This is a genomic window from Ensifer soli, from assembly GCF_041928815.1.
Taxonomy (GTDB): domain Bacteria; phylum Pseudomonadota; class Alphaproteobacteria; order Rhizobiales; family Rhizobiaceae; genus JBHFEI01.
On record NZ_JBHFEI010000002.1, the window covers coordinates 341010 to 362929 of the forward strand.

Below are 21920 nucleotides of genomic sequence, written 5' to 3' on the forward strand. Positions count from 1 at the left end.
AAGGGCACGCGGCGCGCCCCTATCCTTGCCGGAAAACGGTTAAACCTTGCTGACGAAGAGGGCGACGGAGCGCGCCGGGACGGGTGCCCCTGCCGGATCGCCGCCGCCGGCAAGCCGGAGCCAGTCGCCGTCCGGCAGATGGAAGCGATGCGGCGCATGGCTGCGGTTGATCACGACCGCAAGCGTCGCCTTCCGGCCCGTGTCGCGGTCGCCCGTTGCAAGCAGCATCACCAGCGCATCGGTCAGCGGGCTTTCCCAGTCCGCGACCGTCATCGCCTCGCCGTCGAGCCGGTGCCATGCGACGTCGCCGCTGCCGGTGAAGAAGGCAGTGCCGTCGAAGACGTCGAAGCGACGGCGGATCGCCGAAAGCGTTGCGACATGGCCGACGAGCCCGTCGTCAAGGCTCTGCCAGTCAAGCCAGGTCAGGGCGTTGTCCTGCGCATAGGCGTTGTTGTTGCCCTTCTGGCTGCGCCCGCCCTCGTCGCCGGCGGTCAGCATGATCGTGCCGCGCGTGGAAAACAGCGTGGCGAGCAGCGCGGTCACGTCGCGGCGGCGGTCGTCGAGGATGTCGGCGATGTCGGTCGGGCCCTCGGCGCCGTTGTTCCAGGAATGGTTGTCGTTGTGGCCGTCGCGATTGTCCTCGCCATTCGCCCCGTTGTGCTTGCCGGCATAGGAGACGAGGTCCATCAGAGTGAAGCCGTCATGGGCGGCAAGGAAGGTGACGCTGCGCGTCGCCGTGCCGCCATGGCGGGCGAAGATGTCGGAAGAGCCGGCAAGCGCGGTGGCGAGCGCGCCCACCATGTGCCGGTCGCCGCGCCAGACCCGGCGAAGGTCGTCCCGCGCCCGGTCGTTCCATTCGAGGAAGGCGTCGGGAAAATTGCCGAGCTGGTAGCCGCCGGGACCGATGTCCCACGGCTCGGCGATCAGCACGCGATCCTTCAGCACGGGATCGGAGAGGATCTCGCCGAACAAAGTCGCATCGCGGCGGAAACCGTCGGCATGGCGGCCGAGCACGGGGGCGAGGTCGAAGCGGAAGCCGTCGACGCCGGTCTTTTCGACGAAATGCCGGAGCGCATCGAGGATCAGCCGGCGCACGACCGGATGGTCGCAGGCGATCGTGTTGCCGCAGCCGGTGTCGTTGACGAGCGCGCCGGGCTGGCCGGGCAGATGGCGGTAATAGGCCGTGTTGGCGAGCCCGCGCATGGAAAGCGTCGCGCCGAAGCGGTCGCTTTCGCCGGAATGGTTGAAGACGAGGTCGAGGATCACGCCGATCCCTGCTGCGCGCAGCGCCGCGACGGTATCGCGAAGCTCCGCGACGCCGCCCGGCACGAGGCGCGGGTCGAGCGCCATCATCGCCACCGGATTGTAGCCCCAGCCGTTCGAGAGCCCGAGCGGCGGCAGGTGGCGTTCGTCGATCCAGGCCGTCACCGGCATGAGCTCGACCGCAGAGACGCCGATCCGCTTCAGATGGGCGATGACGGCCGGATGGCCAAGGGCGGCCACCGTGCCGCGCATCGCCTCGGGGATATCGGGATGCAGCCGGGTGAAGGGCTTGACCGCCACCTCGTAGACGAGGCCGCCCGGGCGGAAGACCGGCGGTTCGACCGTCACGGAGGCCGGGGCCGTGACGATCGCGCGGGGCACCAGCGGCGCCGTGTCGTCGCCGAAGACCGTCAGCGAGCGATGGTGGACGAAGGGCCGGTCGAGCTCGACGGCGTAAGGGTCGACCAGCAGCTTCGCCGGATCGAACCACAGGCCTTCGTCCGGCGCATAGCGGCCTTCCGCGCGAAAACCGTAGCGCGTGCCGACCGGCGCGTCGGTGGCGACGAGGGCAAAGGTGCCGTCGCCGCTGCGCGTCATCACCCGCCGGGCGATCTCCGTCTCTCCGGTGTCGTCGAACAGGCAGAGCTCGATCCGGCTCGCGCTGTCGGACCAGACGGAGAAGCGCGTTCCCTCCCGGGTGACGGTCGCGCCGAGCGGGAAGGAAATCTCCGTCAGTGACATTGGTCGCGTCCTCGATGCCGTATTGCCGTGCCGGTCAGGTAATCACGCTCGGCTCATCGCGTCCAGTGCGCGCCCTGATGCCGGCGATCTCGTCGGCGACCGCGATCAGGTCGGCGAGCACCGCCTGCGTGTCGAGGTCGTGACGCGCGGTGTCGGGCTCGAAGCGCTCGATATAGACGCGCAGCGTCGCGCCGGAGGTGCCGGTGCCGGAGAGGCGGAAGACGACGCGCGAGCCGCCCTCGAACAGGATGCGCACACCCTGGTTGTTGCTGACGGAGCCGTCGACCGGATCGTGATAGGAGAAATCGTCGGCCGTCTCGACGGTCAGGGCGCCGAAGCTTTTGCCCGGAAGCGTGCCGAACTGGTCGCGCAGCGCCGTCATCAGCCCGTTCGCCGCCTCCGAATCGACCTCCTCGTAGTCATGGCGCGAATAGTAGTTGCGGCCATAGGTCGTCCAGTGCTGCCGGGCGATGTCGATGACGCTCTCGCGGCGCACGGCAAGGATATTCAGCCAGAGCAGCACGGCCCAGAGCCCGTCCTTCTCGCGCACATGGTTGGAGCCCGTGCCCGCACTCTCCTCGCCGCAGATCGTCGCGAGGCCCGCGTCGAGCAGGTTTCCGAAAAATTTCCAGCCGGTCGGCGTCTCGTAGAGGCCGATGCCGAGCTTCTCGGCGACCCGGTCGGCAGCACCCGAGGTCGGCATCGAGCGGGCGATGCCGGCAAGCCCCTTGGCATAGCCGGGTGCAAGGTGGGCGTTCGCCGCGAGCATGGCGAGGCTGTCCGAGGGCGTGACGAAGATGCCCTTGCCGATGATGAGGTTGCGGTCGCCGTCGCCGTCGGAGGCGGCGCCGAAATCCGGGGCGTCCGGGCCCATCATCGTCTCGTAGAGCTCCTTGGCGTGGACGAGGTTCGGATCGGGGTGGTGGCCGCCGAAATCCGGCAGCGGCACGAAGTTCAGCACCGAGCCCTTGGCTGCCCCGAGGCGGTTTTCGAGGATCTCCTTGGCATAGGGGCCGGTGACGGCGCTCATCGCGTCGAAGGTGACGGTGAAGCCGCCGGAAATCAGCGCCCGGATCGCATCGAAGTCGAAGAGTTCGGCCATCAGTTCGGCATAGTCGGCGACCGGGTCGATGACGGTGACGGTCATGCCGGCGACATCCTGCGTGCCCTCGGCATCGAGGTTGATGTCGGCGACATCGGCGATCCTGTAGGCATCGATCGACTTTGTCCGGGCGAAGATGGCGTCGGTCACCTTTTCCGGCGCCGGGCCGCCATTGCCGATATTGTACTTGATGCCGAAATCCTCGGTCGGGCCGCCGGGATTGTGGCTGGCGGAGAGCACGATGCCGCCAAACGCCTTGTACTTGCGGATGACGTTCGAGGCGGCGGGCGTCGACAGGATGCCGCCGCGCCCGACGAGCACGCGGCCGAAGCCGTTCGCCGCCGCCATCTTGATGGCGATCTGGATGACCTCGCGGTTGTAGAAGCGGCCGTCGCCGCCGATCACCAGCGTCTTGCCGGCGAAATCCTCGAGCGAATCGAAGATCGCCTGGATGAAGTTCTCCGCATAGTTCGCCTGCTGGAACACCGGCACCTTCTTGCGCAGGCCCGACGTGCCGGGTTTCTGGTCGCCATAGGGCGTCGTGGGGACTGTCTTGATCATAGGAACGCGCCTTTCGAGAGAAGCCTTGAATAGAGAGCGGCGTAGCGGCCGGCGCTGCGCTCCCAGGAAACGTCGGAGGCCATGCCGCGTGCCTGCAGGCTCGACCAGAGAGCGGGATCGCGGAAGGCGGCGATCGCCCGGTCGATGGCGAGGCGAAGGCTGTCGGCCGTGACCGGCGAGAACTGGAAGCCGGTGGCGACGCCGGCCGTCAGGGCGGCCTCGTTGGCGTCTATGACGGTATCGGCGAGGCCGCCCGTGCGGCCGACGACGGGCACGCAGCCGTAGCGCAAGCCGTAGAGCTGGGTAAGGCCGCAGGGCTCGAAGCGCGACGGGATAAGGATGGCATCCGAACCGGCCTGCATCAGGTGGGAAAGCGGCTCGTCATAGCCGCGCACCATGCCGATGCGGCCCTGGTTGCGGCCGGCGGCGAGCAGCAGCCGGTCCTCGAGGTCCGCATCGCCCGAGCCGAGGATGGCGAGGCGCGCACCGCCGGCGACGATGTCGGGGATCACCTCGGCGACGAGGTCCATGCCCTTCTGCCAGGTGAGCCGGCTGATGATGCAGAAGATCGGCCCGTCGCCGCTTTCGAGGCCGAAGCGCGCCTCGACGGCGCGCCGGTTGGCGGCCCGTCCGGCAAGATCGGGCAGGCCGTAGGTCGCGGCGAGATGCGGGTCGGCGGCCGGGTTCCACACGTCGGTGTCGATGCCGTTGACGATGCCGGAGAGATCGCGGATGCGTGCGGCGAGCAGGCCCTCGAGGCCCATGCCGAACTCCGGCGTCAGGATCTCGCGGGCATAGGTCGGGCTGACGGTGGTGATCGCGCTCGCCGCCTGCATGCCGCCCTTCAGGAACGAGACGTCGCCGTAATATTCGACGAGGTCGACCGAGAACGCCTCCGGCGGCAAAGCGAGTTCGGGAAAGACGTCGCGGCCGAACTGGCCCTGGAAGGCGATGTTGTGCACGGTGAGCACCGAGGGCGTGCCGCGCGCCGGGCCGAAACGCATGTGGACGGGCGCAAGGGCCGCCTGCCAGTCATGCGCGTGGACGAGGTCCGGCCGCCAGGTGCCGAGGACGCCGCCGGCGATCTCGGCGGCGGCGAGCGACAGCGCGGAGAAACGGCGGAAATTGTCGGGAAAGTCCTTGCCCGCCGGATCGACATAGGGGCCGCCCGGACGGTTGAACAGCGCCGGCGCGTCGAGAACGAGCAGGTCGAGCCCCGCATGGCCGGCGGCGAGGATGCGGGCGGGATGGCCGAAGAGATTGCCGAAATGGGCGACGGCCTCGGCGTCGCCGATCTTCGACAGCACGGCCGGGTAGCCCGGCAGCAGCGTGCGCATGCGCACGCCCTGGGGCTTCAGCGCCAGCGGCAGCGCGCCGGCGACGTCGGCGAGGCCTCCCGTCTTGACGAGCGGGAAGACCTCGGAGGCGACCGAGAGGATGTCCATCGTGCCGCCCTAGAGACCGAGCCGGTCGATCATCGGCTGGGTGATCAGGCAGATGCCGCTTTCGGTGCGGTTGAAGCGCTTGGCGTCGAGTTCCGGATCGTCGCCGACGACGAGGCCCTCGGGAATGACGACACGCGCATCGATGACGACGTTCTTCAGGATGGCATGACGGCCGATCTTGACGTTCGGCAGCACGACGGCCCCGTCGAGGCGCGAGTAGGAATTGACCCGGACACCGGTGAACAGCATGCTGCGATAGAGCGCTGCGCCGGAGATGATGCAATCGCCGGAGACGAGCGAGGAGATCGCCGAGCCGCGCCGGTTCTCGTCGTCATGGACGAATTTCGCCGGCGGCTTGATTTCGGCGAAGGTCCAGATCGGCCAGGTGCTGTCGTAGATGTCGAGCTCCGGCGTCACATGCGTCAGGTCGACATTGGCCTGCCAGTAGGCGTCGATGGTGCCGACGTCGCGCCAGTAGGCCTCGCGTTCGAAGTCCGAGCGGACGCAGGACGTGTTGAAGCGGTGGGCGATCGCCTTACCGTTCTTGACGATGTACGGGATGATGTCCTTGCCGAAGTCGCGGCTGGAGTTCGGATCGGCGGCGTCGCGCCGCAGCAGGTCCATCAGGAACTTGGTGTGGAAGACGTAGATGCCCATCGAGGCGAGCGCCATCTCCGGATTGCCGGGGATGCCCGGCGGATCGGCCGGCTTCTCGACGAAGGCGATGATCTGGTCCTTGTCGTCGACATGCATCACGCCGAAGCCGGTCGCCTCCATGCGCGGCACCTCGAGGCAGCCGATCGTCACATCGGCGCCGGAATCGACGTGCTGCTGCAGCATCAGCTCGTAGTCCATCTTGTAAATATGGTCGCCGGCAAGGATGACCATGTATTCGACGCCGTGGTCCTCGATGATGTCGATGTTCTGGTAGACCGCGTCGGCCGTGCCCTCGTACCACTGCGTCTCGGAGACGCGCTGGGAGGCCGGCAGGATGTCGAAGCTCTCGTTGCGCTCGGGGCGGAAGAAGTTCCAGCCGCGCTGCAGGTGGCGGATCAGCGAATGCGCCTTGTACTGGGTGGCGACGCCCATGCGGCGGATGCCGGAATTGAGCGCGTTCGACAGGGCGAAATCGATGATGCGGGCCTTGCCGCCGAAATAGACCGCGGGCTTGGCACGGCGGTCCGTCAGCTCTTTCAGCCGGCTTCCGCGCCCGCCGGCAAGCACATAGGCCATGGCGTCACGGGCGAGCGGCTGCGTACGTTTTTCCATGATGATGTTCCTCCCGAATATCCTTGTAGATCGCATTTTTCGCCTTCACCCGCGCGAGCCGGCGAAGGGTCCTGTCCCCTCTGGCGCCGTAACCGGCGTCAGGCATCCTGTTCGAACATCAGCGTCGCCAGCGGCGGCAGGGTGATCACGGCGGAAATGCCGCCATTCGCGTCGGCGGTCGCCTGCACCGCGCCGCCATTGCCCTTGCCGCTGCCGCCGTAGATCTCCGCATCCGTGTTGAGGATCTCCTTCCATCGTCCCGCGACCGGCAGCCTGACCGCATAGTCCTCCCGGTAGACCGGCGTGAAATTGCAGACGACGGCGACCATGCGCTCGCCCGGCGCCTTGCGCAGCCACGCGAAGACCGAATTGTCGCGATCGTCGGCGATCAGCCATTCGAAGCCGTCCGGCTCGCAGTCCATGCGGTGCAGCGCCGGCTTGCTGCGATAGGTGCCGTTGAGATCGCGCACCAGCCGGCGCATGCCCTCGTGCATCGGATATTCGAGCAGGTTCCAGTCGAGCCCGCGGCTTTCCGCCCATTCCTGCCACTGGGCGAATTCCTGGCCCATGAACAGAAGCTTCTTGCCGGGATAGCCCCACATGAAGCCGTAATAGGCGCGCAGATTGGCGAATTTCTGCCAGTCGTCACCGGCCATCTTGGCGATCAGCGATCCCTTGCCGTGCACGACCTCGTCATGGGAGAGCGGCAGGACGAAGTTCTCGCTGAAGGCATAGACGAGGCCGAAGGTCAGGTCGTTGTGGTGGTGCTTGCGGTGGACCGGTTCGCGGGCGAAATACTGCAGCGTGTCGTGCATGAAGCCCATGTTCCACTTGAAGCCGAAGCCAAGGCCCCCGTCATGGACAGGCGCCGACACCTTCGGCCACGAGGTCGATTCCTCGGCGATCGTCATGATGCCGGGATGACTGCCATAGACCGCCTTGTTCATCGCCTGCAGGAAGCGCACGGCCTCGAGATTCTCGTTGCCGCCATATTCGTTCGGCACCCATTCGCCGTGCTTGCGCGAATAGTCGAGGTAGAGCATCGAGGCGACCGCGTCGACGCGCAGGCCGTCGACATGGAATTTCTCCGCCCAGTAGAGCGCGTTGTTGACGAGGTAGGAAAAGACCTCCTGCCGGCCGAAATTGTAGATCGCCGTGTTCCAGTCGGGGTGGAAGCCCTGGCGTGGATCCTCGTGCTCGTAGAGCGCGGTGCCGTCGAACCATTTGAGCCCGTGGGCGTCGGTCGGGAAGTGGGCGGGCACCCAGTCGAGGATGACGCCGATGCCGACCTTGTGGGCGCCGTTGACGAAGCGGGCGAAGCCTTCCGGATCGCCGAAGCGTGCGGTCGGCGCATAGAGCCCGGTCGTCTGGTAGCCCCAGGACGGATCGTAGGGATGCTCGCTGACCGGCAGGAATTCGATATGGGTGAATTCCATGTCGACGCAGTAGGGGATCAGGCGATCGGCGAGTTCGTCCCAGGTGAGGAAGCCGCCGTCGCCGTGGCGCTGCCAGGAGCCGGGATGGACCTCGTAGATCGAGATCGGCTGGCGGCGGGCGTCGGCGCGCGCCCAGAATTCCCGGTGCGGCCCATCCTCCCAGACCTGCTGCACCTCGCCGGTCGTCACCGAGGCGTTCTTCGGCCGCATCTCGGAGCGGCGGGCGAAGGGATCGGCCTTCAGCGGCAGGAGCGCGCCGTTGCGCCCGACGATCTCGTATTTGTACGCGGCGCCGACCGGCACGTCGGGCAGGAAGATCTCCCAGATGCCGGTGTCGATGCGCAGCCGCATGACATGGCGCCGCCCGTCCCAGCCGTTGAAGTCGCCGACGACCGAGACGCGCTGGGCATTCGGCGCCCAGACGGCGAAATGCATGCCGTCGACGCCCTCGTGCCGGATCGCGTGGCATCCCATCTTGTCGAAGAGCCGCAGATGCGACCCCTCGCGGATGTAATAGTCATCCATCGGGCCGAGCACCGGCCCGAAACTGTAGGGGTCGACGACGATCCATTCGCCGCCGTCATTGCGGGCCCGGTAGCGGATGGCCTGCAGCTTGCGCAGGGACACCGCGCCTTCGAAGACGCCGGCATCGTTGACGCGCGACAGCGTACCGATCGCCTTGCCGGCAATCGTCTCGGCCGAAACCTCGACGGCGCCGGGAATGAAACACCGGGCGACGTATCCCTTTCCGGCGGCCTGCACGCCGAGGACCGCGAAGGGATTGGCATGCGTCCCCGCCGCGATCGCCGCCACTTCCTGTTCCGGCAATGGCGGTGCCGTCGTCGATGTCCCGCTCCCCATAGGTGTCGTCATCCTGCTCTCCAGATTTCCCCCGCATATTGACGTATGGTCCGGTCCGAAGAAAACCAGCCCATGCGGGAGGTATTGAGGATCGCCTTGGCGGACCAGTCGGGAGCACGGGTCCACAGATCGTCGATGTCACGCTGCGCCTTGGCATAGGCGTCGAAGTCGGCGGCGACCATGAACCAGTCATGGTTGTAGAGGCCGTCGACGAGCCCGCTGAACCGGTTGCGGTCGTCGGGCGAGAAGACGCCGGAGGAGATCGCGGCCAGCGCCTGGGACAGTTCCCGCGAGGCCTCGATGATCGCGCGGGGATTGTGTCCTTCCGAGCGGACCTTGGTGACCTCCTCGGCGGTCATGCCGAAGATCTTGATGTTTTCCTCGCCGATCCAGTCGCGCATCTCGACATTGGCGCCGTCGAGCGTGCCGATGGTCAGGGCGCCGTTCAGCGCGAACTTCATGTTGCCCGTGCCGGACGCCTCCATGCCGGCGGTGGAGATCTGTTCCGACAGGTCGGCCGCCGGCACGATGATCTCGGCCAGAGACACGTTGTAGTTCGGGATGAAGACGACCTTCAGCAGGCCGCGCACCGCCGGATCGTTGTTGACGACGCGGGCGACGTCGTTGGCGAGCTTGATGATCAGCTTGGCGTTGTGGTAGCTCGGCGCCGCCTTGCCGGCGAAGATTTTTACGCGCGGCACCCAGTCGAGTTCCGGATGCGAGCGGATCTGGTCGTAGAGCGCGATCGCCTCGACGATGTTGAGCAGCTGCCGCTTGTATTCGTGGATGCGCTTGATCTGGATGTCGAACATCGCCGACGGATCGATCTTGATGCCCATCCGGCTCTGCACGAGCTGGGCGAGCTTCACCTTGTTCGCGCGCTTGATCGCGGTGAACTTCTCCTGGAAATCGGCCTTGGTCGCGAAGGGATCGAGCGCCTTCAGCGCCTCCGCGTCGTCCATGAAGTCGTCGCCGATCGCCTCGCGGATCAGCTTGAACAGGTCCGGATTGCACTGCATCAGCCAGCGGCGCGGCGTGATGCCGTTGGTCTTGTTGTTGATGCGCTCGGGATAGAGCTTGTGGAGGTCGGCGAACACCGTTTCCTTCATCAGCTCGGTGTGCAGCGCCGAGACGCCGTTGATCGAATGGGAGCCGACGAAGGCGAGGTTGCCCATGCGCACGCGGCGCTCGCCGCTTTCGTCGATCAGCGAGATGCTGCGGATCTCCTGGTCGGACGTGTCGCCCTTCTTGCGCGCCTCGATCAGCACTTTCGCGTTGATCGCGTAGACGATCTGCATGTGGCGCGGCAGCAGCCGCTCGAACAGCGGCACCGGCCAGCTCTCCAGCGCCTCGGGAAGCAGCGTGTGGTTGGTATAGGAGATGGTGCGCCGGGTGATGCTCCAGGCGGCCTCGAAATCGAGCCCGTGCACGTCGGTCAGCAGCCGGATCAGTTCGGCGACGGAGACGGCGGGATGGGTGTCGTTGAGCTGGATCGAGACCTTGTCCGGCAGCGAGGTGAAATCGGGATACTGCTGCAGGTGGCGGCGCAGGATGTCCTGGAGCGAGGCGGAGGAGAAGAAGAACTCCTGGCGCAGGCGCAGCTCCTGGCCGGCCGGCGTCGCATCGGCCGGGTAAAGCACGCGCGCGAGGCTTTCCGCCTTGTTGCTCTCGCGCAGCGCGCCGATATGGTCGCCGGCGTTGAAGGCGTCGAGCAGGATCGGGTCGATCGGCTGGGCGGTCCAGAGCCGCAGCGTGTTCACCCGCTTGCCGCGCCAGCCGACGACCGGCGTGTCGTAGGCCGTGGCGATGACGCGCTCGCCCGGCTTCCAGACGTAGCGCGTCACTTCCTCGTCGATGTTGACGGTCTCGACCGCGCCGCCGAAGCCGATCTCGTAGGAGCTTTCGCGGCGCTCGAATTCCCAGGGGTTGCCGTGGGCGAGCCAGGTCTCCGGCAGTTCCACCTGCCAGCCGTCGGCCATCTGCTGGCGGAACAGGCCGTGCACGTAGCGGATGCCATAGCCATAGGCGGGGATGTCGACGGAGGCCATCGATTCCATGAAGCAGGCGGCGAGCCGGCCGAGGCCGCCATTGCCGAGCGCCGCGTCGGCCTCGAGCAGCGCGATCGCGTCGAGGTCGACGCCGAGCGTCGTCAGCGCCTCGCGCAGTTCGTCCATCAGCCCGATATTGGTGACGGCGTCGCGCAGCAGCCGGCCGATGAGGAACTCCAGCGACAGGTAGTAAACGCGCTTGGCGTTGGTCCGGTAGGTCTTGCGCGTCGATTCCATCCAGTTGTCGGTGATGCGGTCGCGCACGACGAGGATCGCCGCCGTCAGCCAGTCATGCGGCTTGGCGACCTTCGGGTCCTTGCCGATGCGGTAGATCAGCCTCTCGACGATTTCCCGGGCCAGATCCTCGGGCTTGGAGGTGCGCGGCGCCGCCTGCAGGAGTTCGTTGTTGGACATGCTGGTCATGGGAAACGATGTGCCTCTCGTTGCGGTTTGGGAGCCCGCCTTGCGATATACAAGCGTTATTTAAATCAATTTATGCACTGATGCGAAACGCTTGCAATACGGGATTTGCGCATGGCGGAATTTCGTCCGGGCGTAGGTCCGCGAAGCAATTCCGGTGCCATATTGCATGCGATGGTGTTCGGCGTCCCCGGCAACTGCTTGCGATCACGTTTTTTTTTTCGGCTTCGCCCGGATTTTTCCAGAAATCCGTCGCTGTTTCAGCACGCATGGCACGCGTCCGGCCGGGACTGCACAAAAAAGCGCCCGGCCTGGGCCGGGCGCCTGGTTTGGAGGCAAAAATCGAAAGCGCATTCAAATCCTCGGCCGCGCATCCGGTCGGGGCAGGCGGCGGGCGCCTATTTGGTCAGCCGCGATGTCAGTTCCGTCGCCCGTTCGCCGATATATTTGAAGGCGGCGGTCAACTGCGCCGCGTCCTCGGCGCGGAAATAGTGGTTTGCCGAGGTCGCGCAGTAGCTGAGCAGGCTTCGTCCCCGGTCGGGGGCCATGAAGGCGACCGTGTAGACCTCGACCCGCGCCGCGCGTGCCTGATCGCACCAGCGCTTCGTCTCGGTGTCGGCGGAGCTGTAATTGTTGTCGCCGTCCGTCATGAAGACGATGAACTTGGTCGGCACCTGGCCGTTGCGGGCGCGATGAAGATTGTCTTCCGAACTGGCGCCCGAGGTTGTGAGCTTTTGATAGGCGGTCTTGAAGGCCGTGCCCGAATCCGTGCCGCCATCGGCGATCAGGGCGTTGATGTAGGTCGAGACAGCCGTCGTGCCCCAGGCGAGCGGCGTTTCCGCATAGGTGACGTCACTGTAGGAGATGCCGCCGGTGCGCACGAGCTGCGCCGTCGGGTCCGCGCCGCTCAACTGGCCGAGAAGCTGAGCGGACGCCGATTTCAGCGCTTCGATCTTCTTGATGTAGTTCGTCACGGTACGGTAGCACGTCTGATAATAATAGTAGTAACGATTTCCGACTCTATAGTAATATCCGCAGTCGTAACTTTCCTGTTCCGTTGGCTGGCTCGCGTTGATTGTCGAGGTGGGCTCACGCATTGAGCCGGACCGGTCGAGGACGAAATACATCGACAGCGCGTTCTTCGCCTCGGTGGAGGCTTCTGCCTTGCTGTAGGAGCCGAGCGTCGTCTGGTCCTTGCCGAAGAAGCGCGTCAGGCCGTTGAAGCAGTAGGGTGCGTTGAACGAGACTTCGACCTCGTAGCGCTTCGCGTTGCCGAGGAGGGCGGCCTGGGTAATGACGACGTCGCTGCTGTCGCCGATATTGTAGTCGCTGCCGGTGTCGGTGCCGGAGGTGCATTGCGAGCCGACGGACTGGGCTTTCAGGTATTCGCGGGCAACGGCCTTCGCCTGCGGGATCGTCGCGCCGTCCTTGACGAGTGCGGTTGCCGCCGCCAGCGACGCCGCATCGGCGGCCTCCTGGAAATCGTTTTCGACGAGAACCATCTGCGCCATGTCGATCGCGACGCCGCCGACGCCGAACACGATCGGCAGGAGGATCGCGCTCATCATGCCGAAATTGCCCCTGCGGTCGCCAAGGAAGCGGCGGGTCAGGGTCTTCGCTGAAAATCGGGACATGGTGCCCATCCGGGTTCGACTGTGTTTCCGGATGATTATGAAAAAACTGTTGCGGTCTGCTTTCCGCGCCTCCTCGCATTTTAATCATTCCCGGGATTTTCGCCCGATCCCTGTATCCCGCGCGGTCGCAGACGATAGGCTCCCGTCCGATCGTGAGGCGTACCGGAAGCCCAGGCTTTTGATTTCAATGGGTTTCGCCGGTGCGGCAGAGGGCGGTCGCCGTACGGGTTTTCCTGTCCGCGACCTGTACCCGAATGACGCACCCGCCGTTCGTGGTCTTCCTCACTTGACCGGAATGACGTCGACCGCCTGGTCGATCTCCTGGTTTCCGTAGCTTTTCAGCACACCGATCACCGGGGCGACGTCGCTGTAGTCGCGGCCGTAGCCGACGACGATGTGGTCGGAATTGACGAACATGTCGTTGGTCGGGTCGATCTCCATCCAGCCGAGCGTGGCGCCGGCCCAGAAGCGGACCCAGGCATGCATGGCGTCGGCGCCCTCCAGCCGCTCCTTGCCCGGCGGCGGGATGGTGCGCAGGAAGCCGCTGACATAGCCGGCGGGAATGCCGAGGCTGCGCAGCGCCACGATCATCACGTGGGAGAAATCCTGACAGACGCCGGCCTTCAGCGTGAAAGCCTCGCGCGGCGTCGTGTCGACGGACGTCGCCTCCGGATCATACGTGAAATCCGTGTGGATCGCCTTGCTGATGTCGGCCGCGATCTGGCGTACGGTCATTCCGCTTTTCACGTGCTTTCGCGCATAGGCGGCGATGTCCGGGTCGTCGCCGAGCCGCGGGCTCCGCCCGGCGAAATGGTGGGGTGCCGCCGCGTCGATCGACCAGATCGCCGCCAGTTCGTCGGCAAGCCGCTCGATCGTCGGGGAGAGATCCGCCTCCGGGGCCAGCGTCTCGACCTGCACGCGCGCCTGCATGCGGATCGTCAGCGTCTCGTGCGCCTTGCGGAACACCATCGAGGTCGCGGCATTGTCGAAGAAGTCGACGCTGTCGCTGCGCTCCTCCGGCGAAGGCGTCGCGCCGATCGTGCCGGCGATCAGCCGCTGGCGGCCGGGGATCGAGAGCGGCAGCAGCCTGACGACATGCCGCCCGCCGGAGACCGGAACCTCGTAGGCGTAGTGCATCCGGAGCGAGAGGTCGTAGAGCATGGGTCAGCCGAGATAGGTTTGCGCGAGGATGTCGGAGAGCCGTTCGAGGTCGCTCTCGAAGCGCTTGTAGACCTCGGGCGTCATCGCCTCCGGCGTCATCACCGCGAGCCCGGCATGCAGGCGCATCGCCTCGCGATAGAAGGGCGACATCTGGCCGTTGATGAAGGCGTTCGGCAGAAGCTCGACCTCGGTCTTGATCTCGTTCAGCTGGTAGAGCACCGAGCGCGGGTTGAGCGGGTCGAGCGCCAAGAGGTCGGTGACGGTCAGCGAGGCGGTGTTGACGTTGTAGCGGCGGCGGTGGGTCATGACGCTGTCGCCGATCTCGAGCAGCATGTCGTAGGCGCCGTCCGGCGCGTCCGGACCCGTCATGTGGCCGAGCAGGCGCGTCATGTGCAGGCCGCGTTCGAGATAGCGGCCGATCGAGAGGAAGCGCCAGCCGGTGAAGCGGTACATGTTCTCGTGCACGAGACCGGCGAAGCCGGCGAGCTTGCGCAGGAGGATGGTCATCGCATGGGTGGCGTCGTCGCCGGCTTGGACGGTGGCGGTGAAGCGCCGCGCGGTCTTGGCGAGGTCGTTCAGCGCCAGCCAGCCGTCCGGCGAGAAACGGTCGCGGATGTTGCTGGCGCTGTAGAGCGCGCTGCCGATGTTGCGGATCAGGCTGTCGGGAACGGGCTTGGCGGTGTCGATGTCGAGCGCGGCGAGATAGGCGGTCACGTCCTTCAGCAGCGGCCGTTCGGGATCGGCGGCCTCGGCGAAACGGCCGTGCCAGGCGCGCAGGATCCGGAGCGCCCCTTCGGCCCGCTCGATGTAGCGGCCGAGCCAGAACAGGTTGTCCGCCGCCCGGCTCGGCAGGCTGCCCGGCATGTTGCGGGTGAAGCTCTCCTCGGCCGGCAGCAGCGTGATGCGCTCCACCGGCCGGTCGCTGACGATCCAGACGTCGGCGGCCGACCCGCCCTGCTGCATGGCGATTGCGGCCGCGTCCGGGCCGCTGCCGATACGGGCAAAGCCGCCGGGCATCACCTGCCAGCCGTCGCGCGTGCGGGCGACGAAGACGCGAAGGCTCATTGGCCTCGGCGTCAGCCGGCCGTTGACCCAGGCGGGCGTGGTCGAGAGCTTCACCACTTCCTGGCCGACGAGTTTCACCCCGTCGCTCTTCAGCCATTCGGAGATCGACAGCTTGGCATTGTCGCGCAGGGAGGAGCCGAGCACCGACTGGCCGTTGTCGTCGAAGAAGGGCCGGGTGGAATAGGCGGGCCCGATCACCATCTTCGCGATGCTGGCGGCGACGTGGTCGCGCTCGGCCTTCTGCCCGCACCACCAGGTGGCGATGCTCGGCAGCGCCAGGTCCTCGCCGAGAAGATGGCGGCAGATGCGCGGCATGAAGGCGAGGAAGGCGCGGGTCTCGAGGATGCCCGAGCCGAGCGCGTTGACGATCGAGACCGTGCCGGCGCGCAAGGATTCGACGAGGCCGGGCGTGCCGATATGGGAGCCCTGGTCGAGCTCCAGCGGATCGGCGAAATTGGCGTCGAGGCGGCGCCAGAGCACGCCGACCGGTTTCAGCCCGGCGACGGTGCGCACCATGACGCGGCCGTCGACCACGGTCAGGTCCTCGCCCTCGAGCAGCATGAAGCCGAGATAGCGGGCGATATAGGCATGCTCGAAATAGGTCTCGTTGGCGACGCCGGGGGAGAGAACCGCGATCCTGTCCTCGGCATGGCGCTTGATCGACTGCAACTGGTCGCGGAAGGCGCCGAAGAAGCCGGCGAGCCTATGCACATGGCTTTCGGCATAGATGTCGGAGAAGGCGCGGGTGGTGGCGACCCGGTTCTCCAGCGCGAAGCCGGCGCCGGAGGGCGCCTCGGTGCGGTCGGACAGCACCCACCAGCTTCCGTCCGGCCCGCGGCCGATCTCGAAGGAACAGAAATGCAGGAAATGGCCGTCGGCGGGCGCGACGCCGACGAGCGGGCGCAGATATTGCGTGTTGGAAGCGATCAGCGTCGGCGGCAGGAAACCGTCCTCGACCAGCCGGCGCGGGCCATAGAGATCGGCGGCGATGCGCTCCAGAAGCTCGGCGCGCTGAACGAGCCCGGCGGAGAGCGCCTGCCACTCGTGATCGTCGACGAGGACCGGGATGTGGGAGAGCGGCCAGCTCCGTTCGGAATTTCCCTTGGTGCCGTAGGCGCGGTAGAAGACACCTGCATCGCGCAGGTAGCGGTCGGCGCGGGCGAAGCGGTTGGCAAGCTCCGTCTCGTCCATCCGGCCGATCGCCGCGAGGAAATTGCGCCAGACCGGGCGCACCGCGCCGCCCGGATCCACCATCTCGTCGGCGACGCCGGAAAGCGTACGGTAGCCCATCAAGGGATCGGCCTCCGCTGCCTTGCCGCGCGTCTTGGTCGTCTGCGTCTTCGACATCCACCCGCCCGTTCCTGCGCGCCGACGGCGCCCTGTCCCCCGTAAGACCGTTCGTTCACGCCGCCCCGGCCGCTCGCGCTCGGCCCCGTCCGCTGCGATGGCCGTGCCGCGCGCCACCGGTATACCCGAAGTCGCGGCCGGGACGCCACCCGAGAAGCGCCGCCGCCGGCAGCCCCCCTCAAAGCCCGGCCGGACGGCGCAGGTCGAGCGTGTGCGGGAAGTCCGCATTCGGCGTTTCCGGCCAGAGCGCATAGGCGCCCGGCGTGTGGCCCCAGGGCTCGAAACGGGCAAGGCGCCGCGCCTCTGCCTCGTTGCCGTTGACCGGGAACGTGTCGTAGTTGCGCCCGCCCGGATGGGCGACGTGGTAGACGCAGCCGCCGATCGACCGGCGTGTCCAGCTGTCGTAGATGTCGAATGTCAGCGGCGTGTTGACCGGAAGGACCGGATGCAGGCCCGAGGCCGGCTGCCAAGCCTTGAAGCGGACGCCGGCCACGGACGCGTTGTTCGCCCCGGCCTTCTGCAGCGGCAGGGGCCGGCCATTGCAGGCGACCGTGTAGCGCGCCGGGTTCGGCGTCTCGAGCTTCACCTGAAGCCGCTCGACGGAACTGTCGACATAGCGCACCGTGCCGCCGATCGCGCCCTGCTCGCCCATGACGTGCCAGGGTTCGAGCGCCTGGCGGACCTCCAGCTTCGTTCCCTCGTATGCGACCTCGCCGCAGAAGGGGAAACGGAACTCGAGCTGGGCTTCGAACCACTCCTCGCGGAAATCGAAGCCGTGGCTCCTGAGGTCGGCGAGCACCTCGAGGAAATCCTGCCAGACGAATTCCGGCAGCATGAAGCGGTCGTGCAGCGACGTGCCCCAGCGCACGAACTTCCCGTCCGCCGGATGCAGCCAGAAGCGGGCGATCAGCGCCCGGACCAGCAATTGCTGGGCGAGCGACATGCGCGCATTCGGCGGCATCTCAAAGCCGCGGAACTCGACGAGGCCGAGGCGGCCGGTCGGCCCGTCCGGCGAGAACAGCTTGTCGATGCAGATTTCCGAGCGATGGGTGTTGCCGGTGACGTCGACGAGCAGGTTGCGGAACAGCCGGTCGACCAGCCAGGGCAGCGGCGGATGCTGGCCCGAGGCCGGCATCGGCACCTGCGCCAGCGCGATCTCCAGTTCGTAGAGCGAATCGTGGCGCGCCTCGTCGAGGCGCGGCGCCTGGCTGGTCGGGCCGATGAACAGGCCCGAGAACAGATAGGAGAGGGAGGGATGGCGCTGCCAGTGCAGGACGAGGCTCTTCAAGAGGTCCGGGCGGCGCAGGAACGGGCTGTCGTTCGGGTTCTTGCCGCCGACGACGACATGGTTGCCGCCGCCGGTGCCGGTGTGGCGGCCGTCGATCATGAACTTGTCGGCGCCGAGCCGGCTGTTGCGCGCTTCCTCATAGACCGCCGTGGTGATGTCGACGCAGTCCTTCCAGCTGTGCGCCGGATGGATGTTGACCTCGATCACGCCCGGATCTGGGGCGACGCGGATGACGTTGATCCGCTCGTCCTGCGGCGGGGCATAGCCCTCGATATGGACGGGCAGGTTGAGGGCGGCGGCGGCCCGTTCCGCCGCCGTGATGATCTCCAGATAGTCCTCGATCCGGGCGACGGGCGGCATGAAGACGCAGAGCCGGCCGTCGCGCGCCTCGACGCTCATGGCGGTGCGCACGAACCCCTCGATCTCGCTGATCACCTGCTCGACGCGCCCGGTCTGGGCCGGATCGCTCGCCTGGAACGAGGCCTCCGCCAGCGGCCTGCCGGGGTCGGTATAGTCCGGCAGCGGCGGGCGCTCCTCGGTCGGGTCGGCGGGGTTGACATAGGGAAAGGCGGTCGGGGACAGGTAGCTCAGCGTGCCGAGCGGCAGGCGGTAGCCGACGGGGCTGTCGCCGGGCACGAGGAAGATCCTGCCGCGCCGGGTGCGCCACTTCTCGCTGATCCAGCGCCGGCCGCCCGCCCGCGCGTTCCAGGCCTGGATCGGCAGGATGAAGCCGGTCGGCTCCGTCAGGCCGCGCTCGAAGACGCGGGCGATGCGGTTGCGCTCCTCGGGATCCTTGAGCTTCGAATTCGACGGATCGACATTGTCGGGAAGGTTTGCCTCCTTGATGATCCATTCGGCAGGATCCTCATAGGCCGGGACCACCATGTCTGCCGGGATCGCCAGTTCGGCGGCGATGCCGGCAAGCAGGTTCTCAGCATCCGCCGAGGTCACCCCGGCATCCGACCCCTCCTTCGCCACCAGCGCCTCGTCCACCCAGATCGGCTGCAGGTCGCGGCGCCAGTAGAGCGAGAATGTCCAGCGCGGCAGGCTTTCGCCGGGATACCATTTGCCCTGGCCGTAATGCAGGAAGCCGCCGGGTGCGAAACGGTCGCGCAGCTTGCGGATCAGCGTGTCGGCAAGCTGGCGCTTGGTCGGGCCGACGGCGTCGGTGTTCCATTCGCCCGACTGGAAATCGTCGATAGAGACGAAGGTCGGCTCTCCGCCCATGGTCAGGCGCACGTCGTTTACGTCGAGCACGCCGTCGACCGCGTTGCCCAGCGCATCGAGCGCCTGCCAGCTCTCGTCGGAAAAGGGCTTGGTGATGCGCGGATGCTCGGCGACGCGGCGCACCGTCATGTCGAAGTCGAAGCGGGTCTTCGTCTCCGGATCCCCGGAAAAGCCGCCGGAGATCGGCGCGGCATTGCGGTAATGCGGCGTGGCTGCGAGCGGAATATGGCTCTCGCCGGTCAGGAGCCCGGAGGTCGGGTCGAGGCCGATCCAGCCGGCGCCGGGAAGGTAGACCTCGCACCAGGCATGCAGGTCGGTGAAGTCGACCTCGGTGCCGGAAGGCCCGTCGAGCGCCTTGAGGTCGGGGGTGAGCTGGATCAGGTAGCCGGAGACGAAGCGGGCGGCGAAGCCGAGATGACGCAGGATCTGTACCAGCAGCCAGCTCGAATCGCGGCAGGAGCCGAGCGCGAGGGTGAGCGTTTCCTCCGGCGTCTGCACGCCGGGCTCCATGCGGATGACGTAGCCGATCGCCTGCTGCAGCTTCGTGTTCAGGCCGACGACGAAATCGGTGGTGCGCTCAGGGCTGCGGTCGATCGTTTCGAGATAGGCGGACAGCGCCGGGCCGGCCGGCTCCGGCTCCCGGTAGATCTTCAGGTCCTCGCGGATATCCTCGGGATAGTCGAACGGCCAGTGCTCGGCGCTCTCCTCGACGAAGAAGTCGAAGGGATTGTAGACCGTCATGTCGGCGACGAGATCGACCTCGATCTTCAGTTCGGTGACAGGATCGGGAAAGACGTATCGGGCGAGATAGTTGCCGTAGGGATCCTGCTGCAGGTTGACGAAGTGGCCTTCCGGAGAAACCTTCAGCGAGTGGCTGATCACCTTGGTCTTGGAATGGGCCGCCGGCTTCAGCCGGATGATCTGCGGGCCGAGGCGGACCGGCCGGTCGTAGATGTAATGGGTCAGGTGATGGATGCTGGCCTTGATCGACATGCTGCCTCGTCATTCCCCTTTGATGGTCTCGGCCATCGTTGATCCTGACTTTGTGCAATGCGAAGGGAGATTGCAAGGCCGCTCGTTCGGCGGGACGCGATTGCTGTCGCGGATTTGGGCATCCTCCCGCGCGTGCCCATAAAAAAGGCGCGGACGTTGCCGCCGCGCCTTCTGTCCCGAGCGGGGATGTCCTCATTCCGGCAGGATGCGGACCGCGCCCTTGTCGGCGCTGGACGCGAAGGCGGCATAGGCCTTCAGCGCCGTCGTGACGTTGCGCTTGCGGGGCGCGGCCGGCTTCCAGCCGAGCGTGTCCTGTTCGGCGCGCCGCGCTGCGAGTTCGGCGTCGGAAAGCGCCAGGTTGATCGTCCGGTTCGGGATGTCGATCTCGATGAGGTCGCCATCGCGCACGAGGCCGATCGCGCCGCCTTGCGCCGCCTCCGGCGAGGCATGGCCGATCGACAGGCCCGAGGTGCCGCCGGAGAAGCGGCCGTCGGTGATCAGCGCGCAGGCCTTGCCGAGCCCCTTCGACTTCAGGTAGCTCGTCGGATAGAGCATTTCCTGCATGCCGGGGCCGCCCTTCGGCCCCTCGTAGCGGATGACGACGACGTCGCCGGCCTTGACCTCGTTGCCGAGGATGCCCTTGACCGCCGCGTCCTGGCTTTCGAAGACGACGGCCGGACCGGAGAATTTCAGGATCGATTCGTCGACGCCGGCAGTCTTCACGATGCAGCCGTCGAGCGCGATGTTGCCCTTCAGCACCGCAAGGCCGCCGTCCTTCGAGAAGGGATGCTCGACCGAGCGAATGACGCCCTTTTCGCCGTCGGCGTCAAGCTCGTCCCAGCGCGAGGACTGGCTGAAGGCGACCTGGGTCGGCACGCCGCCGGGTGCGGCGCGGAAGAAGGTGCGCACCGTCTCGCTGCTGGTGCGGGTGATGTCCCAGCGGTCGATCGCGTCGCCGAGGCTTGCGGCATGCACGGTCGGCGTGTCGCGGTGGATGAGGCCGCCGCGCTCGAGCTCGCCGAGGATGCGCATGATGCCGCCGGCGCGGTGCACGTCTTCCATGTGCACGTCCTGCTTGGCGGGCGCTACTTTCGACAGGCACGGCACCTTCCGCGACAAGCGGTCGATGTCTTCCATGGTGAAGTCGATGCCGCCCTCGTGGGCGGCGGCGAGGATGTGCAGCACGGTATTGGTCGAACCGCCCATGGCGATGTCGAGCGACATGGCGTTCTCGAAGGCGCGCTTGTTGGCGACGGTGCGCGGCAGCACGCTCTCGTCGTTCTGCTCGTAGTAGCGCCGCGCCAGATCGACCACCAGATGACCGGCCTCGACGAAGAGACGCTTGCGGTCGGCATGGGTGGCAAGCGTCGAGCCGTTGCCGGGCAGCGACAGGCCGAGCGCCTCGGTCAGGCAGTTCATCGAATTGGCGGTGAACATGCCGGAGCACGAGCCGCAGGTGGGACAGGCCGAGCGCTCGATGACCTTGACGTCCTCGTCGGAGATCTTCTCGTCCGCGGCCGCCACCATCGCGTCGACGAGATCGAGCGCAACGGTCTTGCCATGCAGCACGACCTTGCCGGCCTCCATCGGCCCGCCGGAGACGAAGACGGCCGGGATGTTCAGCCGCATGGCGGCGTTCAGCATGCCGGGGGTGATCTTGTCGCAGTTGGAGATGCAGACCATGGCATCGGCGCAATGCGCATTGACCATGTATTCGACCGAGTCCGCGATGATCTCGCGCGACGGCAGCGAGTAGAGCATGCCGTCATGGCCCATGGCGATGCCGTCGTCGACCGCGATCGTATTGAATTCCTTGGCGACGCCGCCGGCGGATTCGATCTCGCGGGCGACGAGCTGGCCGAGGTCCTTCAGGTGCACGTGGCCGGGCACGAACTGGGTGAAGGAATTGACCACCGCGATGATCGGCTTGCCGAAATCGGAATCCTTCATGCCCGTCGCGCGCCAGAGGCCGCGCGCGCCGGCCATGTTGCGGCCGTGGGTGGTGGTGCGGGAACGATAGGCTGGCATAGGTCTCCCCCTCGGCTTCGACGCGGCGGCG

The 21920-nt window shown here is 66.6% G+C and carries 11 protein-coding genes; all 11 read right to left on the minus strand.

All coding sequences use genetic code 11. The features are described from left to right. Window positions 1-39: 39 nt before the first annotated feature. Complete coding sequence (gene glgX, locus ACEVQ6_RS04300) at window positions 40-2004, minus strand: glycogen debranching protein GlgX (RefSeq protein ID WP_374887663.1); 1965 nt, start codon at window positions 2002-2004, stop codon at window positions 40-42. Window positions 2005-2038: 34 nt separating this feature from the next. After that, window positions 2039-3667, minus strand: a complete 1629-nt coding sequence (locus tag ACEVQ6_RS04305) for an alpha-D-glucose phosphate-specific phosphoglucomutase (RefSeq protein ID WP_374887664.1) — start codon at window positions 3665-3667, stop codon at window positions 2039-2041. Next, window positions 3664-5112, minus strand: a complete 1449-nt coding sequence (gene glgA / locus ACEVQ6_RS04310) for a glycogen synthase GlgA (protein ID WP_374887665.1) — start codon at window positions 5110-5112, stop codon at window positions 3664-3666. Before glgA ends, ACEVQ6_RS04305 begins: the two co-directional genes overlap by 4 nt. Window positions 5113-5121: 9 nt before the next feature. After that, entirely contained in the window at window positions 5122-6384 is a 1263-nt protein-coding gene (gene glgC / locus ACEVQ6_RS04315) for a glucose-1-phosphate adenylyltransferase (RefSeq protein WP_374887804.1), read from the minus strand. Window positions 6385-6479: 95 nt separating this feature from the next. Further along, window positions 6480-8690: a 1,4-alpha-glucan branching protein GlgB gene (gene glgB / locus ACEVQ6_RS04320; RefSeq protein ID WP_374887666.1), complete on the minus strand. Its 2211-nt coding sequence runs from the start codon at window positions 8688-8690 to the stop codon at window positions 6480-6482. After that, the gene (locus ACEVQ6_RS04325; RefSeq protein WP_374887667.1) at window positions 8687-11149 is read right to left on the minus strand and encodes a glycogen/starch/alpha-glucan phosphorylase; all 2463 of its coding nucleotides are present in this window, start codon (window positions 11147-11149) and stop codon (window positions 8687-8689) included. The genes glgB and ACEVQ6_RS04325 overlap by 4 nt, the downstream gene beginning before the upstream one ends. A 395-nt stretch (window positions 11150-11544) precedes the next feature. Further along, the gene (locus ACEVQ6_RS04330; RefSeq protein WP_374887668.1) at window positions 11545-12780 is read right to left on the minus strand and encodes a VWA domain-containing protein; all 1236 of its coding nucleotides are present in this window, start codon (window positions 12778-12780) and stop codon (window positions 11545-11547) included. Window positions 12781-13062: 282 nt separating this feature from the next. Then, complete coding sequence (locus tag ACEVQ6_RS04335) at window positions 13063-13941, minus strand: transglutaminase family protein (RefSeq protein WP_374887669.1); 879 nt, start codon at window positions 13939-13941, stop codon at window positions 13063-13065. A gap of 3 nt (window positions 13942-13944) precedes the next feature. After that, window positions 13945-16353 carry a circularly permuted type 2 ATP-grasp protein gene (locus ACEVQ6_RS04340; RefSeq protein WP_374887670.1) on the minus strand — a complete coding sequence of 803 codons (2409 nt, stop codon included), beginning with the start codon at window positions 16351-16353 and terminating at the stop codon, window positions 13945-13947. A 178-nt stretch (window positions 16354-16531) separates the two neighbouring features. Beyond that, window positions 16532-19861: a transglutaminase family protein gene (locus ACEVQ6_RS04345; protein WP_374887671.1), complete on the minus strand. Its 3330-nt coding sequence runs from the start codon at window positions 19859-19861 to the stop codon at window positions 16532-16534. A 192-nt stretch (window positions 19862-20053) separates the two neighbouring features. Beyond that, on the minus strand, window positions 20054-21889 hold the full coding sequence (gene ilvD / locus ACEVQ6_RS04350) for a dihydroxy-acid dehydratase (protein ID WP_374887672.1): 1836 nt from the start codon (window positions 21887-21889) through the stop codon (window positions 20054-20056). Between the last annotated feature and the right edge of the window lie 31 nt (window positions 21890-21920).

Excerpts from the sequence above, each read along its gene's own strand:
- glgX (WP_374887663.1), bottom strand. The coding sequence starts at position 2,004 with ATGTCACTGACGGAGATTTCCTTCCCGCTCGGCGCGACCGTCACCCGG.
- ACEVQ6_RS04305 (WP_374887664.1), bottom strand. The coding sequence starts at position 3,667 with ATGATCAAGACAGTCCCCACGACGCCCTATGGCGACCAGAAACCCGGC.
- glgA (WP_374887665.1), bottom strand. The coding sequence starts at position 5,112 with ATGGACATCCTCTCGGTCGCCTCCGAGGTCTTCCCGCTCGTCAAGACG.
- glgB (WP_374887666.1), bottom strand. The coding sequence starts at position 8,690 with ATGACGACACCTATGGGGAGCGGGACATCGACGACGGCACCGCCATTG.
- ACEVQ6_RS04325 (WP_374887667.1), bottom strand. The coding sequence starts at position 11,149 with ATGACCAGCATGTCCAACAACGAACTCCTGCAGGCGGCGCCGCGCACC.
- ACEVQ6_RS04330 (WP_374887668.1), bottom strand. The coding sequence starts at position 12,780 with ATGTCCCGATTTTCAGCGAAGACCCTGACCCGCCGCTTCCTTGGCGAC.
- ACEVQ6_RS04335 (WP_374887669.1), bottom strand. The coding sequence starts at position 13,941 with ATGCTCTACGACCTCTCGCTCCGGATGCACTACGCCTACGAGGTTCCG.
- ACEVQ6_RS04340 (WP_374887670.1), bottom strand. The coding sequence starts at position 16,353 with ATGTCGAAGACGCAGACGACCAAGACGCGCGGCAAGGCAGCGGAGGCC.
- ACEVQ6_RS04345 (WP_374887671.1), bottom strand. The coding sequence starts at position 19,861 with ATGTCGATCAAGGCCAGCATCCATCACCTGACCCATTACATCTACGAC.
- ilvD (WP_374887672.1), bottom strand. The coding sequence starts at position 21,889 with ATGCCAGCCTATCGTTCCCGCACCACCACCCACGGCCGCAACATGGCC.